The 22,864-nt window shown below is 34.7% G+C and carries 16 protein-coding genes; 9 read left to right on the top strand and 7 right to left on the bottom strand.

Annotation, left to right across the window (positions count from 1 at the left end; all coding sequences use genetic code 11):
- Nucleotides 1-24: 24 nt before the first annotated feature.
- From CD30_RS10895 to CD30_RS10885, 3 genes are all read left to right on the top strand, one after another.
- Nucleotides 25-1,779, top strand: coding sequence for a putative bifunctional diguanylate cyclase/phosphodiesterase (locus CD30_RS10895; RefSeq protein WP_052126158.1), 1,755 nt, complete (start codon nucleotides 25-27; stop codon nucleotides 1,777-1,779).
- Nucleotides 1,776-2,912 (top strand): THUMP domain-containing class I SAM-dependent RNA methyltransferase, encoded by a 1,137-nt coding sequence (locus CD30_RS10890; protein ID WP_036176690.1) that lies wholly within the window; start codon nucleotides 1,776-1,778, stop codon nucleotides 2,910-2,912. The genes CD30_RS10895 and CD30_RS10890 overlap by 4 nt, the downstream gene beginning before the upstream one ends.
- Nucleotides 2,913-3,016: 104 nt before the next feature.
- Nucleotides 3,017-4,909, top strand: a complete 1,893-nt coding sequence (locus CD30_RS10885) for an ATP-dependent DNA helicase (RefSeq protein ID WP_036176687.1) — start codon at nucleotides 3,017-3,019, stop codon at nucleotides 4,907-4,909.
- 252 nt (nucleotides 4,910-5,161) lie between these two features.
- Here CD30_RS10885 and CD30_RS10880 read toward each other — a convergent pair whose 3' ends face one another.
- The 4 genes from CD30_RS10880 to CD30_RS10870 all read right to left on the bottom strand — a co-directional run bounded on the left by CD30_RS10880 (nucleotide 5,162) and on the right by CD30_RS10870 (nucleotide 8,163).
- Nucleotides 5,162-6,871 carry a b(o/a)3-type cytochrome-c oxidase subunit 1 gene (locus CD30_RS10880; protein WP_036176684.1) on the bottom strand — a complete coding sequence of 570 codons (1,710 nt, stop codon included), beginning with the start codon at nucleotides 6,869-6,871 and terminating at the stop codon, nucleotides 5,162-5,164.
- Between the two features lies 1 nt (nucleotide 6,872).
- The gene (locus tag CD30_RS10875) at nucleotides 6,873-7,349 is read right to left on the bottom strand and encodes a cytochrome c oxidase subunit II (RefSeq protein ID WP_036176681.1); all 477 of its coding nucleotides are present in this window, start codon (nucleotides 7,347-7,349) and stop codon (nucleotides 6,873-6,875) included.
- 33 nt (nucleotides 7,350-7,382) lie between these two features.
- On the bottom strand, nucleotides 7,383-7,505 hold the full coding sequence (locus CD30_RS20640; protein ID WP_256464887.1) for a hypothetical protein: 123 nt from the start codon (nucleotides 7,503-7,505) through the stop codon (nucleotides 7,383-7,385).
- A 202-nt stretch (nucleotides 7,506-7,707) separates the two neighbouring features.
- Nucleotides 7,708-8,163, bottom strand: a complete 456-nt coding sequence (locus CD30_RS10870) for a chemotaxis protein CheX (RefSeq protein ID WP_036176678.1) — start codon at nucleotides 8,161-8,163, stop codon at nucleotides 7,708-7,710.
- A gap of 461 nt (nucleotides 8,164-8,624) precedes the next feature.
- On the opposite strand from CD30_RS10870, the gene CD30_RS10865 reads away from it, so the two are divergent.
- The 4 genes from CD30_RS10865 (at nucleotide 8,625) to CD30_RS10850 (ending at nucleotide 15,873) form a co-directional block, all read left to right on the top strand.
- Nucleotides 8,625-12,245 carry a dynamin family protein gene (locus CD30_RS10865; RefSeq protein WP_036176675.1) on the top strand — a complete coding sequence of 1,207 codons (3,621 nt, stop codon included), beginning with the start codon at nucleotides 8,625-8,627 and terminating at the stop codon, nucleotides 12,243-12,245.
- Nucleotides 12,246-12,247: 2 nt separating this feature from the next.
- The gene (locus tag CD30_RS10860; protein ID WP_036176672.1) at nucleotides 12,248-13,057 is read left to right on the top strand and encodes a sulfurtransferase; all 810 of its coding nucleotides are present in this window, start codon (nucleotides 12,248-12,250) and stop codon (nucleotides 13,055-13,057) included.
- Nucleotides 13,058-13,189: 132 nt separating this feature from the next.
- Nucleotides 13,190-14,188 carry a stalk domain-containing protein gene (locus CD30_RS10855; RefSeq protein ID WP_036176668.1) on the top strand — a complete coding sequence of 333 codons (999 nt, stop codon included), beginning with the start codon at nucleotides 13,190-13,192 and terminating at the stop codon, nucleotides 14,186-14,188.
- Between the two features lie 473 nt (nucleotides 14,189-14,661).
- On the top strand, nucleotides 14,662-15,873 hold the full coding sequence (locus CD30_RS10850) for an NAD(P)-dependent malic enzyme (RefSeq protein ID WP_036176665.1): 1,212 nt from the start codon (nucleotides 14,662-14,664) through the stop codon (nucleotides 15,871-15,873).
- Between the two features lie 701 nt (nucleotides 15,874-16,574).
- Here CD30_RS10850 and pepF read toward each other — a convergent pair.
- Nucleotides 16,575-18,365, bottom strand: a complete 1,791-nt coding sequence (gene pepF, locus CD30_RS10845) for an oligoendopeptidase F (RefSeq protein ID WP_235802049.1) — start codon at nucleotides 18,363-18,365, stop codon at nucleotides 16,575-16,577.
- A gap of 136 nt (nucleotides 18,366-18,501) precedes the next feature.
- Entirely contained in the window at nucleotides 18,502-19,875 is a 1,374-nt protein-coding gene (gdhA, locus tag CD30_RS10840; RefSeq protein WP_036176659.1) for an NADP-specific glutamate dehydrogenase, read from the bottom strand.
- A 161-nt stretch (nucleotides 19,876-20,036) separates the two neighbouring features.
- Here gdhA and CD30_RS10835 point away from each other — a divergent pair, with 161 nt between their 5' ends.
- Entirely contained in the window at nucleotides 20,037-20,507 is a 471-nt protein-coding gene (locus tag CD30_RS10835) for a YaiI/YqxD family protein (RefSeq protein WP_036176656.1), read from the top strand.
- Entirely contained in the window at nucleotides 20,500-21,831 is a 1,332-nt protein-coding gene (locus tag CD30_RS10830; protein WP_036176653.1) for a D-serine ammonia-lyase, read from the top strand. Before CD30_RS10835 ends, CD30_RS10830 begins: the two co-directional genes overlap by 8 nt.
- Before the next feature lie 145 nt (nucleotides 21,832-21,976).
- Here the strand turns inward: CD30_RS10830 and CD30_RS10825 are convergent, their stop codons facing one another.
- Nucleotides 21,977-22,804 (bottom strand): squalene/phytoene synthase family protein, encoded by an 828-nt coding sequence (locus CD30_RS10825; RefSeq protein WP_036176650.1) that lies wholly within the window; start codon nucleotides 22,802-22,804, stop codon nucleotides 21,977-21,979.
- Nucleotides 22,805-22,864: the final 60 nt, after the last annotated feature.

Raw genomic sequence — 22,864 nt, 5'->3', positions numbered from 1 at the left:
TCTTTTAGGGATAGGTGATAAAAAATGGAAAATAATAAAAATCTTACAGATTTAAACATAAATCATCCTATATCGAAATACCCGATTGAATGTGTGGATAAAATTTTTGAGACCGTTTCAGAAGGTATTATGATTACTGATCGATATTTAAAAATTCTTTCAGTAAATCCTGCCTTTGAATTTGTAACAGGGTACGATCAATTTGAGGTAATTGGGAAAACTCCGAAAGTTCTCCAATCTGGCGTACATGACAAATCCTTTTACCAAGCTATGTGGAAAAATTTAAAAGAATATGGGATTTGGCAAGGGGAAATTTGGAATCGCCGAAAAACTGGTGATCTGTATCCTGAGTCTCTAACGATTATGGAAATCAAAGATTCTAAAGGAGAAGTCACAAATTATTGTGGCATCTTTACAGATCTATCTGAAAGAAAAATCGTTGAAAATGAATTAGAAAAACGAGCATTGACAGATTCTCTTACAGAAGTAAATAATCGATTCGCTTTTCTTGAAAGAATGAATACACTATTAGAGTCTTCAAAGAAAATGTCAATGCAAGTATTGCATGCGGTTTTTTTCTTAAATTTAGATCGTTTTAAGCAGGTAAATGATACATTAGGCCACACCATTGGTGACCATTTGCTTGTGGAAGTAGCCAAAAGGTTAAAAGGACTATTAAAAAATAAGGACATCCTTGCAAGATATGGTGGAGACGAATTTGTTTTAACGTTAACAAATATCCATCATCCCCGAGAGGCAGCAAAATTTGCTGAAAAAATCATAAAAATAATTGAAGAACCGGTCATTATCAATGATCAAGAAATCTATATTTCAACAAGTGTAGGTATTAGTATTTATCCTCATGACGGGCATACTACCGACGAGTTAGTGAACCGTGCAGATAAAGCAATGTACTTTTCAAAGCAAAATGGAAGAAATGGTTTTGCATTTTATTTTGAAGATTTAAATATCGATACAAGGCGTGTATTAGTGCTTGATACTGAAATTCGAAAAGCAATAGAAAATAAAGATTTCGAGCTTTATTTTCAGCCTAAAGTGTCTATAGGTGACAATAAGATAGTTGGGATTGAGGCATTAGTACGATGGAAAAACGAAAAGCTTGGTTTTGTTTCTCCTAATGAATTTATTCCTTTTGCAGAAGAAACGGGTTTAATCATTCCAATAAGCGAAATAATTATAGAAAAGGCCTGTGAGGAGCTTAGGAAATTGAGAAATGCAGGCTTTTATGATTTAACGATTGCACTAAATATCTCTAGTATCCATTTCCATCAATACTCTTTTTTAGATTCCATTAAGAATATATTAGAAAAAAATAATACATCAGCTCAAAACTTTGAAATCGAAGTGACGGAACGGACAGTTATGAATAGTGATTCTGACACAATACGTAAACTTGTTCGCTTAAAACAGCTAGGATTTAAATTATCCATTGATGATTTTGGAACGGGATATTCTTCACTAAGTTACTTAGTTCGATTTCCACTTGATTATTTAAAAATTGACCGCAGTTTTATTCAGCATATTATTACACTTGATGATAAACAGGCGGTTGTAGATGCAATCATTCAAATGGCCCATCGTTTAAAAATGGAAGTCGTAGCTGAGGGAGTGGAAAGTGTCCAACAGTTAAACCTTTTAAAGGAAATGGGTTGTGATTATATACAAGGATATTACTATTCAAGACCTGTACCAATGGATGAATTAATCGAATTCTTACAAATATGGGAAGTAGTTCATCAAGAGAGGATAGAAGAATGACAAAATTACAGTTAGTAGCAACAAGTGCAATGGGCTTAGAATCCATTGTAGCTGAAGAAGTACAAAATTTAGGTTATGAAACAAAAGTAGATAATGGAAAGGTTTATTTTGAGGGCGATGAACTAGCAATTGCTAGATGTAATCTTTGGTTACGTGTTGCAGATCGTGTCAAAATTGTTGTTGCTCAATTTCCTGCCACTACATTCGATCAATTATTTGAAAGTACAAAATCAATTGAATGGGAAAAATATTTACCTGTAGATGCGGCATTTCCTGTTGCGGGTAAATCAGTAAAGTCAAAGCTTTTTAGTGTACCTGATTGCCAAGCCATTGTGAAAAAGGCAATAGTCGAAAGAATGAAACAACACTATAAGCGTTTAGGATTTTTGGATGAATCTGGTGCTACTTTTAAAATCGAAGTTTCAATTTTAAAAGATGTGGCAACAATCACTATTGATACGTCTGGAGCGGGCTTACATAGACGAGGGTATCGTCAAGCACAAGGTGAAGCACCTTTAAAAGAGACTTTAGCAGCAGCTTTAATAAAGGTTTCAAAATGGAATCCCAACCGTCCGTTTGTTGATTTATTCTGTGGGTCAGGAACGATTCCTTTAGAGGCAGCAATGATTGGCCAAAATATAGCACCTGGCTATAACCGTGAATTTATATCAGAACACTGGAATTGGATTAAATCAAAGGTTTGGGATGAAGCTCGTGATGAAGCAGATTCTCTTGCTAATTATGATCAGCCGCTTGAAATAATCGGTTCAGATATTGATCATAAAATGGTATCCATTGCTGAAGCTAATGCATTAGAGGCGGGTTTTAGTGATTTAGTAACATTTAAACAAATGCAGGCAACAGATTTTACGACGAGATTAACGGATGGAGTCATTATTTCAAATCCACCTTACGGAGAGCGTATTGGTGAAATAGAAACCATTGAGAGGGTAATTAGAGATTTAGGAAATGTAATGAAAAATTATCCAACTTGGTCCGTTTATATGCTATCGTCAATGGAAAACTTTGAAGAGTTATACGGTAAAAAAGCAACGAAGAAAAGAAAATTATTCAATGGCTTTATTAGGACAGATTTATACCAATTCTGGGGTCAAAAATCGAAGCGTGACTAAATAATTTTTGTACCTTGGTTGATATGATTTAGCGGAAGGAGTTCTATCAACAACTCCTTCCGTTTCAATGTCTAATGTAGACATTTATGAAGGAGATATTATTTATGAGACAATCTTTACCATTCCAATTAACAAAAGACAAATCCTTTTTTGACTCATTAAGTGATTGGATCGGAGACGTACTTTATGATGAGTTACCAGAAAAAGGGCTTGAATGTCGTGATGAACAAATTTTTATGGCATACCAAATAGAAAAGGCATTGAAAGAAAAGACCGTTTTATTTGCTGAAGCTGGTGTTGGAACAGGGAAAACCATCGCCTACTTATTGCCTGCTATTTCTTATGCAAGGTATACAGGAAGACCCGCATTAATTGCTTGTGCTGATGAAACATTGATCGATCAGTTAGTAAAAGAAGGCGGAGATATTGAGAAATTACGAGAACTCCTTAAATTGAATGTAGATGTGCGTCTAGCGAAATCGCGTGATCAATATTTATGTTTAAAACGTTTTGAGGAAGCAGAAAAAATTGAAACTGATGAGTGGATTGATGATATTGCTATCTCTCTCCCAGAGAATGTTTATGGAAAAGGTTCTATTCAACCATACGGAGCGCGAAGTGATTATCCCGCTGTAAGTGATGAATCTTGGAGTAAGGTAAATTATAATTCTCTTATGCAATGTGGTGTTTGTGAATTAAGAAATCGTTGTGGTCAAACTTTGCATCGAGCACATTATCGAAGCTCGACAGATTTAATCATCTGTTCTCAAGATTTTTTGATGGAACATTTAGCTACAAAAGAATCGCGTGAAAGAGAAGGGCATTTACCACTTCTTCCAGATGTATCGATGGTTGTTCTAGATGAAGGACATTTACTTGAATACGCTGCTCAAAAAGCGATGACTTATAAAGTTCAAAGTCATACAATCGTGAACCTATTAGATCGTTTAATGGTTGATGGAGTACGAGAAACGACATTATATGCAATGGAAAAATTACAGGATGATCATGACTTATTTTTTGATCAACTACGAGATGATGTTGTTCAATCAGAAGAAAGTCGTAAAAAAATAAACAAATCCAAGCAATTATTATCCTATGGTAAACAATTAGTTCAGGATGTTGAAAAGCTTCTGGAGGAGTTTGTATTTGAATCAGAGCTTTACATGATTCCAGAGTATGAGCTGAATATGGCAGAAGAGTTTTTAGAGCTTTATCAGGCGTCCATTAAAATCTTTATTGCCCAAGGCGATGCTGTTGATTGGTTAGAAGAAACAGATGGCGAAGAAACTTTAGTTATTATGCCAAGGCTAATAACAGAAGTATTAGAAGAAAAACTCTTCTCTAAAAAATTGCCCATTATTTTCTCATCTGCAACTCTCTCTGTAGATAAAGATTTCTCTTACATTGCAAAAAGCTTAGGAATATCCAACTACATGTCATTTAGTGTACCTTCGCCATTTGATTATGAAGAAGTAATGAAAATATATGTAAATGAAGTAAATCAATCTGAAAAAGTTAAAGTAGTAGAGAATCTACTTAAAGATAAACAGAAAACATTAATATTATTTAAATCGAAACATTCAATGTTGAAATTTAAATCGGATTTATCACTAATGACTCGTTTATCTATAGCGTTTGAAGGTGATCAAGAATTATCCTCTACAGTACAACAATTTCAACATGGTGAAGTTAATACTTTATGCTCTTATCATTTATGGGAGGGACTTGATTTACCGGAGGAATCTTTAACTAGGGTTGTGATTTTTGATTTACCATTCCCACCAAACGATCCACTATTTGATGCAAAACGTTCCTTTGCACAAAATCCGTTTGAAGAAGTGGATTTGCCATTTATGCTTTTACGATTACAGCAAGGGATTGGACGATTAATACGAACTTCTAATGACCATGGGGAAATCCATTTACTATTAAATCAAGAAGAAGCAAAAGTAAAAAATCAATTTATGAATATTTTACCTGTGAAACCTGAATAGAAAAAACAGGCTGGGACATGAAGAGAAAAGTTCAATCCACTTAAAATGAAAACGAACGGCTTTCAAATTAAACAACGAGCAAATATTTACTATTCTTTCTTGTGTCTACTTGTTCGAAATTCACTTTTTTCCCAGCCTGTTTTTCATTTTATATTAAGATTAATTCAGCCATTAAAATACCCTCCCCAATCTAGCTTTGACTAGTAGGGGAGGGCTTTTTATTTTAGAAATTAAAATGGCTTATGAATTTAATTATCTACCGATTAAGTGTGGGTAACCCACAGAACCTAATGGAGATGAATTGATAATATCGAAGATTGGAACAGTGTAAGCAATAAAGATTAGCGCAACTAAGATAACGCCCCAAACTTTGAAATTATCTAAGATTGCAGGAGTTTTAGAAGCACCTTCAGCTACTTCTGCAACTGGGAATTCTTGATCTCCTTTTGGAGCGAACCAAAGTAGGTTGATTACAACTCCTAAAATAACTAAAATTGCTAGGAATAAAATTGTTCCACCAACTGCTTGAGCTATTTGATAAGAAATCCACTCAGATGCTAGCTCAGAACCACCATAAGTTGAGTATTCTGAACGACGTGGTGCACCGAATAATCCAGCAATATGCATTGCTCCAGACATGATTGTCATACCAATTGCCCATAAAATACCAGCAGTATTTGCCATGTTGTTGATTCTTTTCGTTAATTTGCGACCATTTAAATGTGGAATTAACCAGAATGCAGCACCAAAGTAAGTTAAAACTACGGCAGTTGCTACAGTTAAATGGAAGTGACCTGTAACCCAAATTGTGTTATGAATTAATTCGTTCATTTGATATGAAGCGTTTACGATACCGCCTGCACCACCAGGAATGAAAGCAACCATACCGATAAATGGTAATAAAAATCGGCAATCGCTCCATGGTAGATTTTTAAACCATCCGAATAACCCTTTAGATCCAAGTGAACGGCCACGTAATTCAAAGGTTGCAAACATTGAGAATGCTGTCATTAAAGATGGAACTACAACAAACAACGTTAGTACTACTTGAAGGAACTTCCAGAAACCGTCGATACCTGGTTCAGTTAATTGGTGGTGAATACCAACCGGAACTGAGAGTAACAAGAATAAAATGAATGATAAACGAGCTAATGCATCAGAGAAAATTTTACCACCAATAATTTTTGGAACTACAGTATACCAAATCATGTATGCAGGTAGTAACCAGAAGTATACGAGGGCATGACCGAAATACCAGAACAATGTACGAGATAATAAAATATCAATACGCTCTACGAAGCCCATAGACCAAGGAAGTAATTGAAGTAGAACTTCAGCTGCAACGCCAAGAGTTGCAACAAACCACATTAAATTGTTTACTACAACCATATATGATAAAAGTGGGGTAGTTTGACCTTTATTTTCTTTTTTCCATTGAACAAAACGTAAACCTTGAGCCAAGCTTACAATCCAAGAACCTACAACAACTAGAGCTAAACCAGCATAGTAAATCCAGTGTGCTTGTAATGGTGCATAGAATGTATATAAAACAGATGCTTGATTTAATAAAACCATTACTGCAGCAGCAGCTGTACCGATTGTCATTACCCAGAATCCAAGCCAACCTAATTTACGTTGACCATTTGAAAGGGCACCGGCTGTTCGGCTAACCGCGGCCGTTTGGAATCCAAGAATAAAATAAGTAGTAAGAACAAGACCTAATAAAACACCGTGAACTGTTAGTACTTGATAATAACCAATTCCAAAAGGTAATTCAAATTGACCTGAACGAACTAATACTTGCAATAGACCACAAAGACCACCTATAAATAATGCTATGAATGCGACATAAATGTGAGCTAATGCAAGTTTTGCGTCTTTTTTATCAACTTTAGCGGAATTGTCAACACTTGCTTTTACTTGAGTAGAGACAACTCTTTCTTCTTTAATTGCAGTCGTCATTTTACTCCACCACCTTTAAAGTAGAATACATCATTGCGTGACCTACACCGCAATATTCGTTACAGACGATTAAATATTCGCCAGCTTTATCGACTGTTGTGATTTTTTCAGATACATAGCCAGGCTCCAACATCATATTAATGTTAGTTCCTGCAACTTCAAAACCGTGAATAACGTCTTTTGTTGTAGCGATGAATCTTACTTTTGAGCCAACAGGTACTTCAATTTCCATTGGATTATACATAAACGCGGAAGCAACTAAAACAACTTCATAGTCCCAGTCTTTACCTTCAACTTTGTGAACACCAGGGTTATTAAATGGAGCAATTGTATCTACTTCTTCATAATTAATTGTCCACTTGGAGTTATTCGGATGTGTACCACCGTGGAAAGCACTCACGCCGACAATTGCTAAAAATGCAACGAGCATAGCTGTTCCGAATATAAGCCACCATTTCTCATACTTATGTATGTGCATGTTGTTTTCCCTCCTAAATTAAGGTTTTTTCGATTAGAAGCGATCAAGAAATAAATTAAAGCAAAGACCCCATATGATGATAATAAAAATTCCAAGTCCAAATGTTGCATAGAGAGTACCTTTTAAATTATCATCTGACTTTTTATGGTTTGCCATGTCTCTCCCTCCTAGGTTTTAAGAATCGTAACTTACTTACGAACCCATCATATAAGAAAAACTTTTCACAAGATGTGATAAAAATCACAGTAAAACTGTTGAAATGTGAATTAAATGTGAAAGTACAAAGAGAATAGAAAAATGGCTCGAGTAAGGTTTTATAATAAAAACCACTCGAGCCATTATTTTCATTTTTATAGGATTATTCTTCATCTAAAGTAAATAAAATGGTTATTGATCCAATGCCATCGATTGTTATAGGTAATCGGTATGCTGTTTCAAATCCATATAATTTTGTATTTCCAACCATGACAGTTGGGGGAGTAATATCTATATTTACAGATTTTGATTCTATGTATGTACATAAATTACCGGCGATCATATTTCCAAATTCGCCTGTAAAAGATTCAAGCATGATTCCTTCCAGTGGCATACCGAACATATTTGATCCAATTTCACTAAAAGTAGATAATGAGCTATCGATGATAATTCTTCCCTTAAAATCTCCTATTAGTCCTATAAGCACTCCGATCTCCTGCTGCACGTAAGGTTCATTCATTAAAGTATAAGGTTGAATGTTAACATCCATGGGAACAATGGTTTTGATAGCGTGTATCGTTCCATCTAAAATTAATTGTATATTATTAGAATTTTCCATTCTATACGCATCCTTTATAAATTTATATATTTGATTGAATAAGCTCAGAATTTTCTTGACGTTAGCAAGATAAATCTTTAAAATTTAATTGAAAATGATTATCAATTAAAGGAGCTGTAATGATGATCTATGTATTTATTGGTTTAACTGCTGTTGTGTATGGTTGTATCGGAACATATGTCATTAAAAAGACAAGCAAAAGCTAAGATTTTAACTTATTATAACTTGAAAAGGCGAAATAGTATGTAACATTTTAGTAAAAAATGATGAAATTTGCGATTTTTTTAATTTTTCACTTCTCTTAGTACAATATCCAATCATCCTCCGTATAATTTTTAATTTCCTTTCATCCACAATATTTTTCAATTTATCAAAATTTTTCTCATTTAATAGCCGATTTTGTTTTTAAACCGTGGTAGTATATAATTGTGACAAAAAGAAGACAAAGGGGCATTATTTTGATGAGTTCTTTTGAAGAAAAATTACAGCAATTATTTTCCCAAACTGCTGTGCAATACATAATTTATGAAAAAAATGAAGATACAGAACGTTTAGAAAAGCTTCAATTATTTGCACGCAAGTTACTACAAAAAGAATATGTGATAGCTTTTGCAGGGCATTTTTCTGCTGGTAAATCAAGCATGATTAACGCATTGTCTGGTGAAGACATTTTAGCTGCAAGTCCTATTCCGACAAGTGCGAACATCGTGAAAGTTCATAAATCGGATGTGGACTACGCCATTATTCATATGCATCATGAACAACCGATTAAGTTTGAAGCAGGCTACGATTTTAAAACAGTTAAAGAGCTTAGTAAAAATGGAGAACTTGTATCTCAAATCGAAATTGGCCATAGTAACTCCTCTTTACCAGAAGGGGTTACGGTGATGGATACACCTGGGGTAGATTCGACAGATGATGCCCATGCAATGTCTACTGAATCAGCTCTTCATCTTGCTGATATTGTTTTTTATACAATGGATTATAATCATGTACAATCTGAATTAAACTTTCAATTTACAAAGCAACTAATGAAATATAATCCGAACGTATATTTAATTGTAAATCAAATCGACAAGCATAAAGAAAATGAATTACCATTTGAAGAATATAAGCAGTCAGTTTATCAGTCTTTCGCAGCATGGGGTGTTGAACCGAAAGGGATTTTCTTCACATCATTAAAGAAATTAGACCATCCTCATAATGACTTTCTAAAAGTGAAGAAAATCGTCATGGATTCAATGGAAAACTATCAGGAACAGCTTCTTATGACAGCTGAAAGTACATTGAAAAAAATGCATGATGAGCATATCCAATTTTTAGAAGAAGAGCAAAAGCAGTTATTTATCGATTATGAAGAAACTCTTTCTAAGGAAGAGTGGCAAAATCGTGAGGAAATTATAGAAGACTACGAAAAATTAAAATTACAAACTGAACTTTTTTCATTTGAAAATTGGAATGATACACTTAAAGAAAAACGAAAAGATTTGCTAGACAATGCGGCGATTATTCCAGCTGATTTTAGAGATAAATTACGTTTATTTTTAGAATCCCAACAACCTGGATTTAAAGTTGGAGGACTATTCACTGCAAAGAAAAAGACAGAAGAAGAAATTTCAAGACGTAAAGAAGAGATGTACGATCAATATTTATCCATTGTAAGTTCCCAAATTATCGGGCATTTAAAAGGGTTAATGAAACAATCGTTACGTGATGTAGGGGCCTTAACAGAACAAACTGCATCAAAAATCGATCATATTACATTTGAAATACCTTTTTCAGTGATAGAAGATCAGATTCATAAGGGCTCTCTTGTCACTGGTGATGCCGTATTAAACTTTGCAAATCGTGTAGCGGAAGCAACAAAAAGATTCTTCATTCAGGAAACAGATAAATGGAAGGATCAGCAGGCAGATTTATTAAATGAGGTTGCAAAAAACTCTCAAGCACCTGTATCTGAAAAGTTGAGTCAAATTGCATTTAAGGTAAATGTAATTAACACTATTCAATCTTTTGATGATAGAAAGCAATTTGCGGAAAAACAACTAATTAAATTAACTAAAGATATACGAGAAGAGGCAAATAAACAAAGTACTCAATGGGTTAAAGATTTTGAACAATCATTAAAGGATATTCGACTGTTTGAACCTTCCATGCTTGAAACAAAAAAAGTAGAGAAAACCGAAACTATCCAAGCACAAGCGACAGATTCAGAAATTAATGTAAGCAGTGAGGAAGTAATTAAAACTGCTATCACTACAGCAAACGCAGTAAGTAAAATTGAAGGCTTTGAGGAAGTTTCACAATTCCTAATGAAAAAAGTTGAAAGATTAAAAGAGAAAGACTTTACCATTGCACTTTTCGGTGCCTTCAGTGCTGGAAAATCAAGTTTTTCCAATGCATTACTTGGATCAAAAGTTCTTCCAGTGTCACCAAATCCGACGACTGCAGCAATCAATAAAATCCGACCAGCATCAATTGAGCATCCCCATGAAACGGCAGATGTACAATTAAAAACCGCTGAGCAGCTATTAGAAGATATTAAAGGTTCTTATGAAGCAATAGGCTTATCCATTAGCTCTCTTGAGGAAGCTTACGATAGAGCGGAAGAAGGATTGAAGGTTGAATTAGTAGATGAACGACTTAATGTTCATAAATCATTTATTCGTGCCTATGCAAAAGGCTATCTAACTTATAAAGCGCAACTTGGACAAACCCTTCGAGTAAACCGATCAGAATTTGAATTATTCGTTGCTGAAGAAAGCCGTTCGTGTTTTGTGGACAATATTGATTTTTACTATGACAGTCCTTTAACTCGTATGGGTGTAACACTTGTTGATACTCCAGGAGCAGATTCTATTAATGCAAGACATACTGGTGTAGCCTTTGATTATATTCGAAATGCAGATGCGATTTTATTTATCACATATTATAATCACGCTTTTGCAAAAGCTGACCGTGAATTTTTAATTCAATTAGGACGTGTAAAAGACGCATTTGAACTTGATAAAATGTTCTTCATTGTAAACGCAATAGATTTAGCTGAAACAAAAGATGAAGAAGAAGACGTAAAAAATTATGTTCATAATGAATTACAAAGATTCGGAATTCGTTTCCCAAAAATCTATGGAGTATCTAGTTTAAATGCATTGAAGGAAAAGGTTGAAAAGAATGACTATCAATCTGGAATGTTGCCATTTGAAGAGTCCTTCTATCATTTCTTAAATGAAGATTTAACTTCAATTGCAATTCAATCGTTACATGAAGAAGTAGAAAAAACGCATCAGCGATTACACAGTTTAATCATACAAACTGAAGAAAATTTAAAACGTAAAGATGAGCGTTTGGTAGAATTAACCCAACTAGAGCAAAAAGTTCAAAAAATGTATACGAACACATCAACTAGTATGTTGATCAGTGATATGAAACATGAGTTAGATGAACTTTTATATTATGTATTACAAAGGGTTTACTATCGTTTCCCTGATTTCTTTAGAGAGAGCTATAACCCATCTACATTTGCATCAAAACCAGCTCAGGTTGCACTGCAACAGGCATTAAAAGAAATATTGGATGCGTTGAAATTTGATTTTGCTCAAGAATTGCGAGTGACGAATTTTAGATTGGCTCAATTTATTCAAAAGAAATTCCAAGAAAAGTACAAAGAAGAGGTTCGAGCATTGAAAGAATTAAATAATAGTTTCTCTTTTGTTGCGTATGAATCTGATGAGCCAAATTTATTAGACTTTAAAGGTCCATTTGAAAATTATGAAAAATATGCTTCAGTAAAATCTTACTTTAAAAATACAAAGTCTTTCTTTGAAAAAAATGAAAAAGAATTACTAAAAATTGCGCTTGAAGAATTAACAAAACAAGATGCTGAAGCTTATTTAGAAAAAGAAAAAGAACAGCTGTTAGTTTGGGCAACAGAATTTATTGAACAAGAGGCAGAACGCTTACGTCAGCATATTTCGACTGAAGCAATCGCACAAATTGACACTGAACGATTATTACTACAAGAAGAAAGTCGTTTAGCTGCATGGAAAGCAATTTATTCTGATTTACAAAAAACGGAGGTTTAATGATGGGAAATGTTTTTGTTGAAGCTAGGGATGTAAAAAAAGAAGGACGTTTTATCGATACTCGTTTTAATCTTCAAGACAAGCAATGGGGTCAGCTTGCCTTTAATGAAGAGCATATTGAAGGGGCAATATATTGGGATTTAGAAAAGCACCTATCGGATTTATCAAAATCTGAAGGCCGACACCCAATGCCTTCAAAGGAAACTTTAAAGCAATTGTTTGAGACAGCAGGACTTTCTTTACATGATTTGATTTATATTTATGATCAAGGGGCAGCACCATTTGCAGCTCGTGCATGGTGGATGCTAAAATATGCAAATTTCCCTAATGTGTTTATTGTGAATGGCGGCTATGATGCATTAAAAGAAGTGGGATTTGCGGCAACTAATGAAATCGAGACTTATGAACCTACAATATTAGAATTAGAGTGGAATGATTCGATTTATGCAAATCGTCAGGATGTAAAAAATATTGTGGATGGTAAGGATGAGGCAACATTAGTTGATGCACGTGCTGCGATTCGTTATAGAGGAGAAAATGAAACAATTGATGTAAAAGCAGGACATATTCCAACGGCTAAAAATTTCGATTGGGAACAATTAAAGGATGGCACGAAACTTAAAGCATCTGAACAATTACTAAATAAGTTTCCAAAGGTTGAGGAGCTTGTCGTTTATTGCGGTTCTGGCGTAACAGCTTCGCCATTATATGCTGTTTTAGCTGAATCAGGATATGAAAATATTCGATTATATGTTGGTAGCTTCAGTGATTGGATTACACAATATGATATTGAAACTGGTGAAAATAAATAAAATTATTTGCGTACAACCCAAACTAAAGTAATGGGTTGTACGTTTTTGTTAGAAAAATGCCCAAAATCGTGAAACTTTTTCCAATCTGTTGCGACTAATCATAGGAAACGATTACAAAGGAGAGGAAAACAGATGAAAAAATCAAAATCATTAACTATGATAACAACAGCGGCTTTAGCAGCTAGTATTGTTGTCGTTCCAACAGCTTCAGCTCAATATATAGAAGGGCAGCCTATTGAGGATACAGAAGGGTTGGAATATAAAACATTGATTATTGAGGATGAAGTAATACCGATTTCAGAAGAAGCTCCCGTTGAAGTTCCGAACTTCATTCAGATTGAAGGCGTAATTGGAGAAATTACAAAAGAACCAAGTGGGCTATCCTTCGTATCAGTAAAGACTGAGGGAGAACCATTCTACTTCTACTTCGATGATAAAACGGTGATTTTAAATAATGTCGGAGAAGAGATTACTTTAAAAGAAGGTATGCAATTTACAGCGTATGTAGATTCTTCAAAACCAATGATTATGATTTATCCACCTAGATATTCACCGGAAGTGGTAATTGTTCAGACGGAAGAAGCAGGAACTGTTCAGTATGATCAATTTGATAAAGACTTCCTAAACAAAAATAAAAACTTGATTATTCATGTAAATGAAGAAACGGAAATTGTAAACTTATCAGGAACAAAACTTTCAAAAGATGATATCGTGAACGAAGATGTAGTGATTTTCTATGATATCGTATTAAAAAGTTACCCTGGTCAAACATCTCCATCAAAGGTTATTGTTTTAAAATATGATGAAGAAGAAAGTAATCCTCCTGCCGAGAATCCAGAATCAGCAAACGTAGAGAAAGCCTATAAAATTGCTGAAGAAGATTTCTATGTTGTAAATGATGTTAAAATGATTCCACTTCGATTAGTTGCTGAGCAATTAGGATACACAGTTGATTCAAATGGTAAAGGAGCAATTGTTTCAAAAGGTGCTCTATCTTATACGATAACTCGTGGCACAAAGTCTTATGGCTATAATAAAGCCATCCAGTACTTTGAAGAAGAACCTGCTTTACTTGAAAAAGGTAAAACTTATGTTCCATATGAATTTTTAGAAATACTCGTTAACAAATAATTCTAAAACATAAAAGCTACCAACCTTATAAATCGGACCAAAATGTATTGAGCATTTTGGTCTTTTTATTTTTTAATAGAGACTTTTCTATGCAATTGGTGCGAAAATGATGATTATTTAAATGTGAACAAATTGTGACGGAATATTGAGGTGAATAAAAATGAAGAAATTGAGTTTGTGAAATTCTTCATATTTTTTTGAACAAAGTGATACGTGCATCATTTCACAGGATAAGAAGCATATATAAACGGAAAAATAAACTTATTTGAAATTTAAAAAATATTTCAAAATAATAATTTTTTGAAGAAATGTTTGATTGTGAAAAATAATGCAAATAATAAAATGATGTATTGTATGAAGGAAATTGATGTTTTTCTAGAAAATATCGTCATTGGTGATTGACTTTAACACAGTAAAGAAATATCATACAAAAATATATAACAGTTTAATTTATTATTGAAGGGGTGGGATTTATGGATATAATGAAAAATTCATTAGAAATGCATGCGTTAAATAAAGGGAAATTGGAGATTAAATCAAAGGTACGTATTGAAGATACATATGATTTAAGTTTAGCCTATTCTCCAGGTGTAGCAGCACCATGTTTAGAGATTGAGAAGGATCCATCTTCTGTTTATGGTTATACAATGAAGGGGAACTCAGTGGCAGTTGTGACGGATGGAACTGCCGTACTAGGACTTGGAGACATTGGTCCAGAAGCTGCACTACCAGTAATGGAAGGGAAAGCATTGCTGTTAAAGAAATTTAGTGATGTGGATGGATTTCCAATATGTTTAAATACAAAAAATGTGGATGAAATTGTGCAAGCAGTAAAAGCCATTGCTCCGACGTTCGGCGCTATTAATTTGGAAGATATTTCAGCACCTCGTTGCTTTGAAATAGAAGATCGCTTACGTGAAGAATGCAATATTCCTGTTTTTCACGATGATCAACATGGTACAGCAATTGTAGTTGGTGCAGGTTTAATTAACGCGTTGAAATTTACTGGTAAAAATAAGGATAACATTAAAATAGTGATAAACGGAGCAGGGGCAGCAGGGATAGCCATCTTAAAACTGTTATTACAATTAGGGTATAAAGAAATCTTGATGTGTGATTCAACAGGTATTATCTATGAAGGTAGACCTGATGGGATGAATCCTATAAAAGAAAAAATAGCACTAAGTACGAATCCTGAAAATTTAAGAGGAAACTTATTTGATGCTTTACAAGGAGCAGATGTATTTATCGGAGTATCTGTAGCCAATTTATTAACAGAAGATCATATTAAAGCAATGAACGAAGATCCAATCGTATTTGCATTAGCAAACCCAAATCCAGAAATTACTTATGAGAATGCGAAGGCATGGGGAGTGAAAGTTATTGGCACAGGTCGCTCCGATTACCCAAATCAAGTTAATAACGTGTTGGCATTCCCGGGCATTTTCAGAGGTGCTTTAGATGTAAGGGCAACGGATATAAATGAAGAAATGAAATTAGCAGCAGTAAAAGCAATCGCCTCTTTAATATCTGAAGAAGAATTAACAGAGGATTATATAATTCCAAAAGCTTTAGATGAAAGAGTAGCAAAGGTTGTTGCAAAAGCGGTAGGTGAAGCCGCGATTAAATCAGGGGTATCTATTTTAAGTCAGCAACCTGAGTTAACAAAGAACTTAGTGATTTAAAATAAAGGAAAGTAGTTTAAGCATTTGCCAAAGGTGTCGAGTTTAGGGTTGCACGTATACAACAAAAGTTTCAGGCATAAAAGTAGGATGTATGTAGTGTTAGGGGATGACGAAAGTTTATTTGTTAAGTCTTTCGAGGACAGAATTTGGTTGAGGGTCGAGTGAAATGTCCACGAGAACTGCTCTCGAGGACAAAATCCAGCTCAGGATCGAGTGAAATGTCCACGAGAACTGCTCTCGAGGACAAAATCCAGCTCAGGATCGAGTGAAATGTCCACGAGAACTGCTCTCGAGGACAAAATCCAGCTCAGGATCGAGTGAAATGTCCACGAGAACTGCTCTCGAGGACAAAATCCAGCTCAGGATCGAGTGAAATGTCCACGAGAACTGCTCTCGAGGACAAAATCCAGCTCAGGATCGAGTGAAATGTCCACGAGAACTGCTCTCGAGGACAAAATCCAGCTCAGGATTGAGTGAAATGTCCACGAGAACTGCTCTCGAGGACAAAATCCAGCTCAGGATCGAATGAAATGTCCACGAAAATCCCTCTCGAGGACAAAATCCAGCCCTTAATCAAACTAAAAGTCCCCGATAAACCCTTTCCACACTAATTTCACCTGAGGTAATAAAAAAATGTAAACAAACTTAAATGTCATTTCGAGTTTGTTTACATTTTTAATCCATATTAAATACCGCCTATGTTATTTATCTAGTTCATCCGTTAATTGTTCTAATTGATCAATCAACGAACCGATAAATGCGATAGTATCTTTCAGTGGGGCATCAGTTGTTATATCAACACCAGCCATTTGGGCAAGTTCAACTGGACTTTTTGTTCCACCAGTCTTTAAAACTTTGATCCAATCTTCTACTGCATTTTGACCTTCACTTTGAATTCGTTTGTAAACTTGGGTTGCAATAGTCAATCCAGCGGAATAGGTGTAAGGATATAAGCCCATATAATAATGTGGTTGGCGCATCCAAGTAAGTTCTGCTCCATCTATTATTTCTACTGAATCACCCCAAAACTCTTCAAGAACGGATTTTTTTATGTTATTTAAAATCGATGCATTTACACTACCGCCATTATCAATAATTTCATATACTTTTCGTTGGTAACTAGCCTCTAGTAAATGCGTGACAAAGTTATGATAATAAGTACGTGCAATTATTGTTGAGATAACCCAACGTTTAAAACGAGCATCATTTGAACTTTGAAGTAGATAATTTGCCATTAACATTTCATTCATCGTAGAAGGAGCCTCGATAAAATAAAGAGAGGGCTCAGCATTAAAGATGTTTTGATGTGCATTTGCTAAATGGAAATGCCCTGCATGACCGAGCTCGTGCGATAAAACAAACACTTCATTCATCCGACTAGTCCATGAAATTAAAATGTATGGGTGGGAACCATAAGGACTATCACAAAAGGCACCTGTAGACTTTCCGTTATTTTGTGCAAAATCAATCCAACGCTCATCGAATGCGCGGTCAAGCATTTTCACATAGTCTTCACCCATAATCGAAAGACCATCTTTCATATATTGACGTGATTCTTCGATCGATATTTTAGGTTCGTAAGTTGGGTCTAATGATATTTTAAGATCAGCAAAAGTCATCTTTTCTAATCCGTGTACTTTTTGTAGAAGCTTTGCATATCGTCGCATATGAGGAGCGAGTTCTTTCATTATTATATCAATTTGACGATGATATAAATTTTGATCCACCTCTTGCTCGAAAAGTAAGGAGTCGAAAATTGAATTAAATCCTCTCAAATCAGCTTCTGTTTTTTCGATTTTTAAATGCATATCGTATGTTTTGGCTGTTGTATGCTGATAGGCTTTTAATTTAGAAGAGAAAGCATCAAAAGCAGTTCTTCGAATGGCCGTATCTGGCTCTAACTCCCAATCGCCTTCAAATAAGTTATAGCTTAAAGGATAGCTTTTACCGTTCACTTCAAAATCCTCAAACTGAATGTCTACAAGTTTTGTAGTGTCATATAGTTCATATGGTGCATCAAAAGTTGTTCCCAATGCCGCTAGTGCTTTTTCGACCTCCGGGTGCAATTGGTATGGTTTTTTACGAATCAGTTTTTGCAAATAATTAGAATAGTTCGGTTCATTTTTTTCTGCTTCCTCTAACGCACTTTTATCGAGCTCTAGTAATTCACTTGTAATAAAAGAAGTTTCAGCATTTATTTCAGAAAAAAGCTGTCCTACTTTTGCTGCACGTAATTGGGCTTCTTCATTTGTTTGATCGACACTAAGGGAGAGATTTGCATACGAACCAATTGGAACAAGTAATTCCATTAGCTTTTCATAACGCCCAATCACTTCTATAACGGAGTCCGCGGTATTGATTGTCCCTTTATATTTGGTGATATGTTTTGATTCTAATTTTACCTGATCTATTGCTTTTTCAAATTCTACTTCTGAGTCGAATAGGGGAGTTAAATCCCAAGTTTCTTCTAATTTTACTTCACTACGTTTCATGACTTTCCAACCCCTCATCAATGTAATTAATGTTAGTGTAGCATAAATATGGTTAATGTATAAAATATTGAAGAAATCATAAAAGGGAACGAAAAAGGCTTCTCATCCCCTTTGAGAAGCCTTTCAATTTATATATTTAATAAACCCCTTCGCTAATCATCCCATTTGCAACCTTTACAAAACCAGCGATATTTGAACCTACAACTAGATTTCCTTCGAACCCATAAGTGCTAGCAGCATTTTTACACTCTAAATAGATAGACTTCATAATATTATGAAGCTTTTCATCGACTTCACTAAATGACCAATAAGTGCGACTAGAATTTTGAGCCATTTCAAGTGCACTTGTTGCAACTCCACCTGCATTTGCAGCCTTTGCTGGGCCAAATAAAATACCATTGTTAAGGAATTCATTAATTGCTTCTAAATTAGATGGCATATTCGCTCCTTCAGCAACAACTTTTACCCCGTTTGAAATCAATGTACGAGCAGCATCTCCATCAATTTCATTTTGTGTAGCACATGGTAATGCAATTTCACAAGGAATTGACCAGATTCCAGAACATCCTTCTGTATATGATGCATTTGGTCGATAATCTATATATGTTCTAATACGATCACGTTTTACTTCTTTTATCTCTTTTAATATGTTTAAATCAATTCCATCTGGATCATAAATATAGCCGCTAGAATCAGAACAAGCAACAACTTTAGCGCCAAAATGCTGAGCCTTTTCGATCGCATAGATGGCAACATTTCCTGAACCTGAAACGACAACTGTTTTGTCTAAAAATGATTGTTTATGATCATGCAGCATTTCTTCAACGAAATATACTAAACCGTAACCAGTCGCTTCTGTTCGTACTAATGAGCCTCCGTATCCTGGTTTTTTCCCTGTTAATACACCTGCCTCATGTGCAGCGCATATGCGTTTATATTGTCCGAATAGATAGCCAATTTCTCTTCCACCTACACCAATATCACCTGCTGGAACATCGACATCAGGACCAATATAACGATATAATTCAGTCATAAATGCCTGGCAGAATCGCATAATCTCTTCATCAGATTTCCCTTTTGGATCGAAATCTGCACCACCTTTAGCACCGCCGATTGGTAAACCAGTAAGAGAGTTCTTGAAGATTTGTTCAAAAGCAAGAAACTTCATAATGGATTCATTTACGCTAGGATGGAAACGTAAGCCTCCTTTATATGGTCCAACAACATTATTAAATTGAACACGGTATCCGCGGTTCACCTGTACATTATTTTGATCATCAAGCCATGTTACTCGGAATGAAATGATACGATCCGGTTCCACAATACGAGATAGAATGTTATGTTTTATATATTCAGGATGCTGTTCGAATACAGGGACTAATGAAATAAATATTTCTTCCACAGCTTGTAAGAATTCAGTTTGGTGATAATACTTCTTTTTCATTTGCTCGAATACTGTATTTATATAGATTTCAGCTTCTGATTTCGCTTTTACTAGTGGTGACGTCATTATGTAACCTCCAATTTGTTAATGATTGTATAATAGTACGATTTTTCTAACTATTCAATCTTGATTTAAGATGATTTTAATACTGTTTTTAGATAAAAAGGAAAATAATTATTTTGAAATAATTATAAGTGCGAAAATTTTTTATAGGTTGGTGATGACTTATTTTACAATTATTAATTGATGCCGATGCTTGTCCAGTAATTGATATCGCAATTTCCATTTCCTCAGACTACGGTATGAAAACACTGTTGTTTTGTGATACTTCCCATCGGATTGAAAGAGAGCATGCGATGACAATTACTGTGCCTAAAGGGCCTGATTCCGTTGATTTCAAACTTGTGAATACGATTAAAAAGGGAGATATTGTTATTACGCAGGATTATGGGCTAGCTGCAATGTGTTTAGCAAAAGGTGCATTTGTTATGGATCAAAATGGAAGGGAAATGACATCGGAAAATATAGATCAATTACTTAGTTTTCGATATGAAAGTGCAAAGTTCAGACGTGCTGGAGGAAGAACAAAAGGACCGAAAAAAAGAACAGTAGAAAATAATATAAATTTTGAAAATTATTTTAGAAAACTTTGTGAACGAGCGATTTCTACAAAAAAGGAGGCAGGTAATAATGAATAAAAATAAGGAATTGAACAATTTAATTCATAAATTTCCATTAATTTTACAAATGATTGAACCAACTAATGTTTTATGGATTAATCCTAATTTAAATAAAAACTTACGTAATGATGTTAGTATTACTTTTGATGAAGTTATTGAAGCAGAGGAAAGATTGAAAAGATTTGCACCATTCATTGAGCTAGCTTTTCCAGAAACGAAGAATTCAAAGGGGATTATCGAATCTGATTTAAAAGAGATACATGAGATGAAGAAATTTATGGAAGGGGTAGGTGGTATTACGATTCCCGGCAAAATAATGCAAAAATGTGATTATGCTTTACCAATTTCAGGATCAATTAAAGCTCGGGGCGGAATTTATGAAGTACTCAAACATGCGGAAAAATTAGCGATTGAACATGGACTTTTAAGTATAGATGAGAATTACGCTAAATTGTTTACAGAGGAAATGAAACATTTTTATAGTAAATATAAAATTGCCGTCGGTTCAACAGGGAATTTAGGATTAAGCATTGGGATTATGGGCGCATCATTAGGTTTTAAGGTAACGGTTCATATGTCGCAGGATGCAAAGGAATGGAAGAAAAAACTACTTAGAAGTAAAGGTGTAGAAGTAATCGAATATGAAAATGATTACAGTTTAGCTGTTGAAGAGGGAAGAAAACAAGCTGCGAATGATCCGATGTGCCATTTTGTGGATGATGAAAATTCGAAGGATCTATTTGCTGGCTATGCAGTCAGTTCATTAAGAGTTAAAGAACAGCTTCAAGAGCAAAATATAGCAGTGGATGAAGAACATCCATTATTTGTTTATTTACCTTGTGGTGTAGGAGGAGGTCCTGGTGGAGTAGCCTATGGATTGAAAGAAATTTATGGGAGCCATGTGCATATATTTTTTGGTGAACCAATTCAATCTCCATGTATGCTTTTAGGTATGATGACAGGGCTTCATGATGAAATTAGTGTAAATGATATTGGATTGACGAATATAACAGAAGCTGATGGGCTTGCTGTGGGTAGACCTTCGAAATTTGTTGGGAAATTGATGGAGGAAATTTTAAGTGGTTGCTACACAGTTGAAGACAAGTTTTTATTTAAAAGTTTAAGAGCGATGTATGAACAGGAACATATTTTTATGGAACCATCCGCACATGCAGGGGTTTATGGACCAATCATTTTACTCAGTAAAGGTTCAAAATATTTAAGTGATAATAACTTGAATTATAAAATGCAAAATGCAACACATTTAATTTGGTCTACAGGTGGGAATATGGTGCCAGAAGAACAAAGACAATATTATTTATCGAAAGAAATAGAGAATTAATGAGTCTTTCAAAGTTAGTTAGAATGACGATTTTAAAATAGTTCTTATACTTTCATATTTATAGTTTTTCCTCGAGGATGAAACACAACTAAAGCAAGAAGAAAATGTCCTCGATAAAGTTCCTCGAGGACAAAATTTACCTGGTTTATTCACCTTGAATTTCCCGTACAGTTTGTTCTACTTCCTCGCGGGACATTTTTTCTTTCCCTTCTTTTAATGCCTTCAGTGTTTTATGGGCAAAGGCAAGAGGGAGTTTACAAAATAGTGAAATCGATCTTTTATTAATGTCTTTAATATATTGATCGGCCAGCATTAAGTTTTCTTCTGTATAAGCAAATAGCTGTTCACGAGTCCAACCAGCAGGAATAAAACTAACTCCGCGATCCTTCATATCTTCCGTTTGATTCCGTAGAATATTGACAGCTTGAAGACCTCGTCCAAATCCAACTGCTAATTCTTTCTTCGTTACAATTCCTTCTTTCCACTCCCATAGGTCAGAAAGCATAACACCAACAAGTCCAGCCACATAATATGTATAGTCATCTAAGTCTTCTTTTGTTTCAATTTGCCAATTAGCTTTCGCCCATTTTGCCATACCATAGGCCATTTCACTAGTTGATTTTTTAAGAATATGCTCAGCTCCGGCAGGTATTAGACGAATCCAATCACCTAGACGTAATGTTACTTCTGGTAAGAATTGTTTATAGGGTGCAACTAGTTCCGCATATTTTTCTTCATCGAATACTTGGCCTTCTAACAGACCACATGTATCGTTTAATAATTTATATTTTATTTCATTCGTTAACTCAACATGTTCATTATCTTCAATTTCGTCAATTGCTCGCATCATTAAATATGCTGTGGCAACGGCAATTTTCAGTTCTTTTTGTAAAAATGTAATAGGAATATAAAAAGTACGGCTTGTATCTTTTAAAACTCGCATTGCATCTTTTTGGAGTGCTTTGTCATTCATCTATAAATTCCTCCGTTCGTCACTATCCTTACTATCGTACATTAATTTTACTTAAAATTA

This window comes from Ureibacillus massiliensis 4400831 = CIP 108448 = CCUG 49529, from assembly GCF_000772965.1.
Taxonomy (GTDB): domain Bacteria; phylum Bacillota; class Bacilli; order Bacillales_A; family Planococcaceae; genus Ureibacillus; species Ureibacillus massiliensis.
This window is presented reverse-complemented; position numbering and strand designations above follow the sequence as displayed.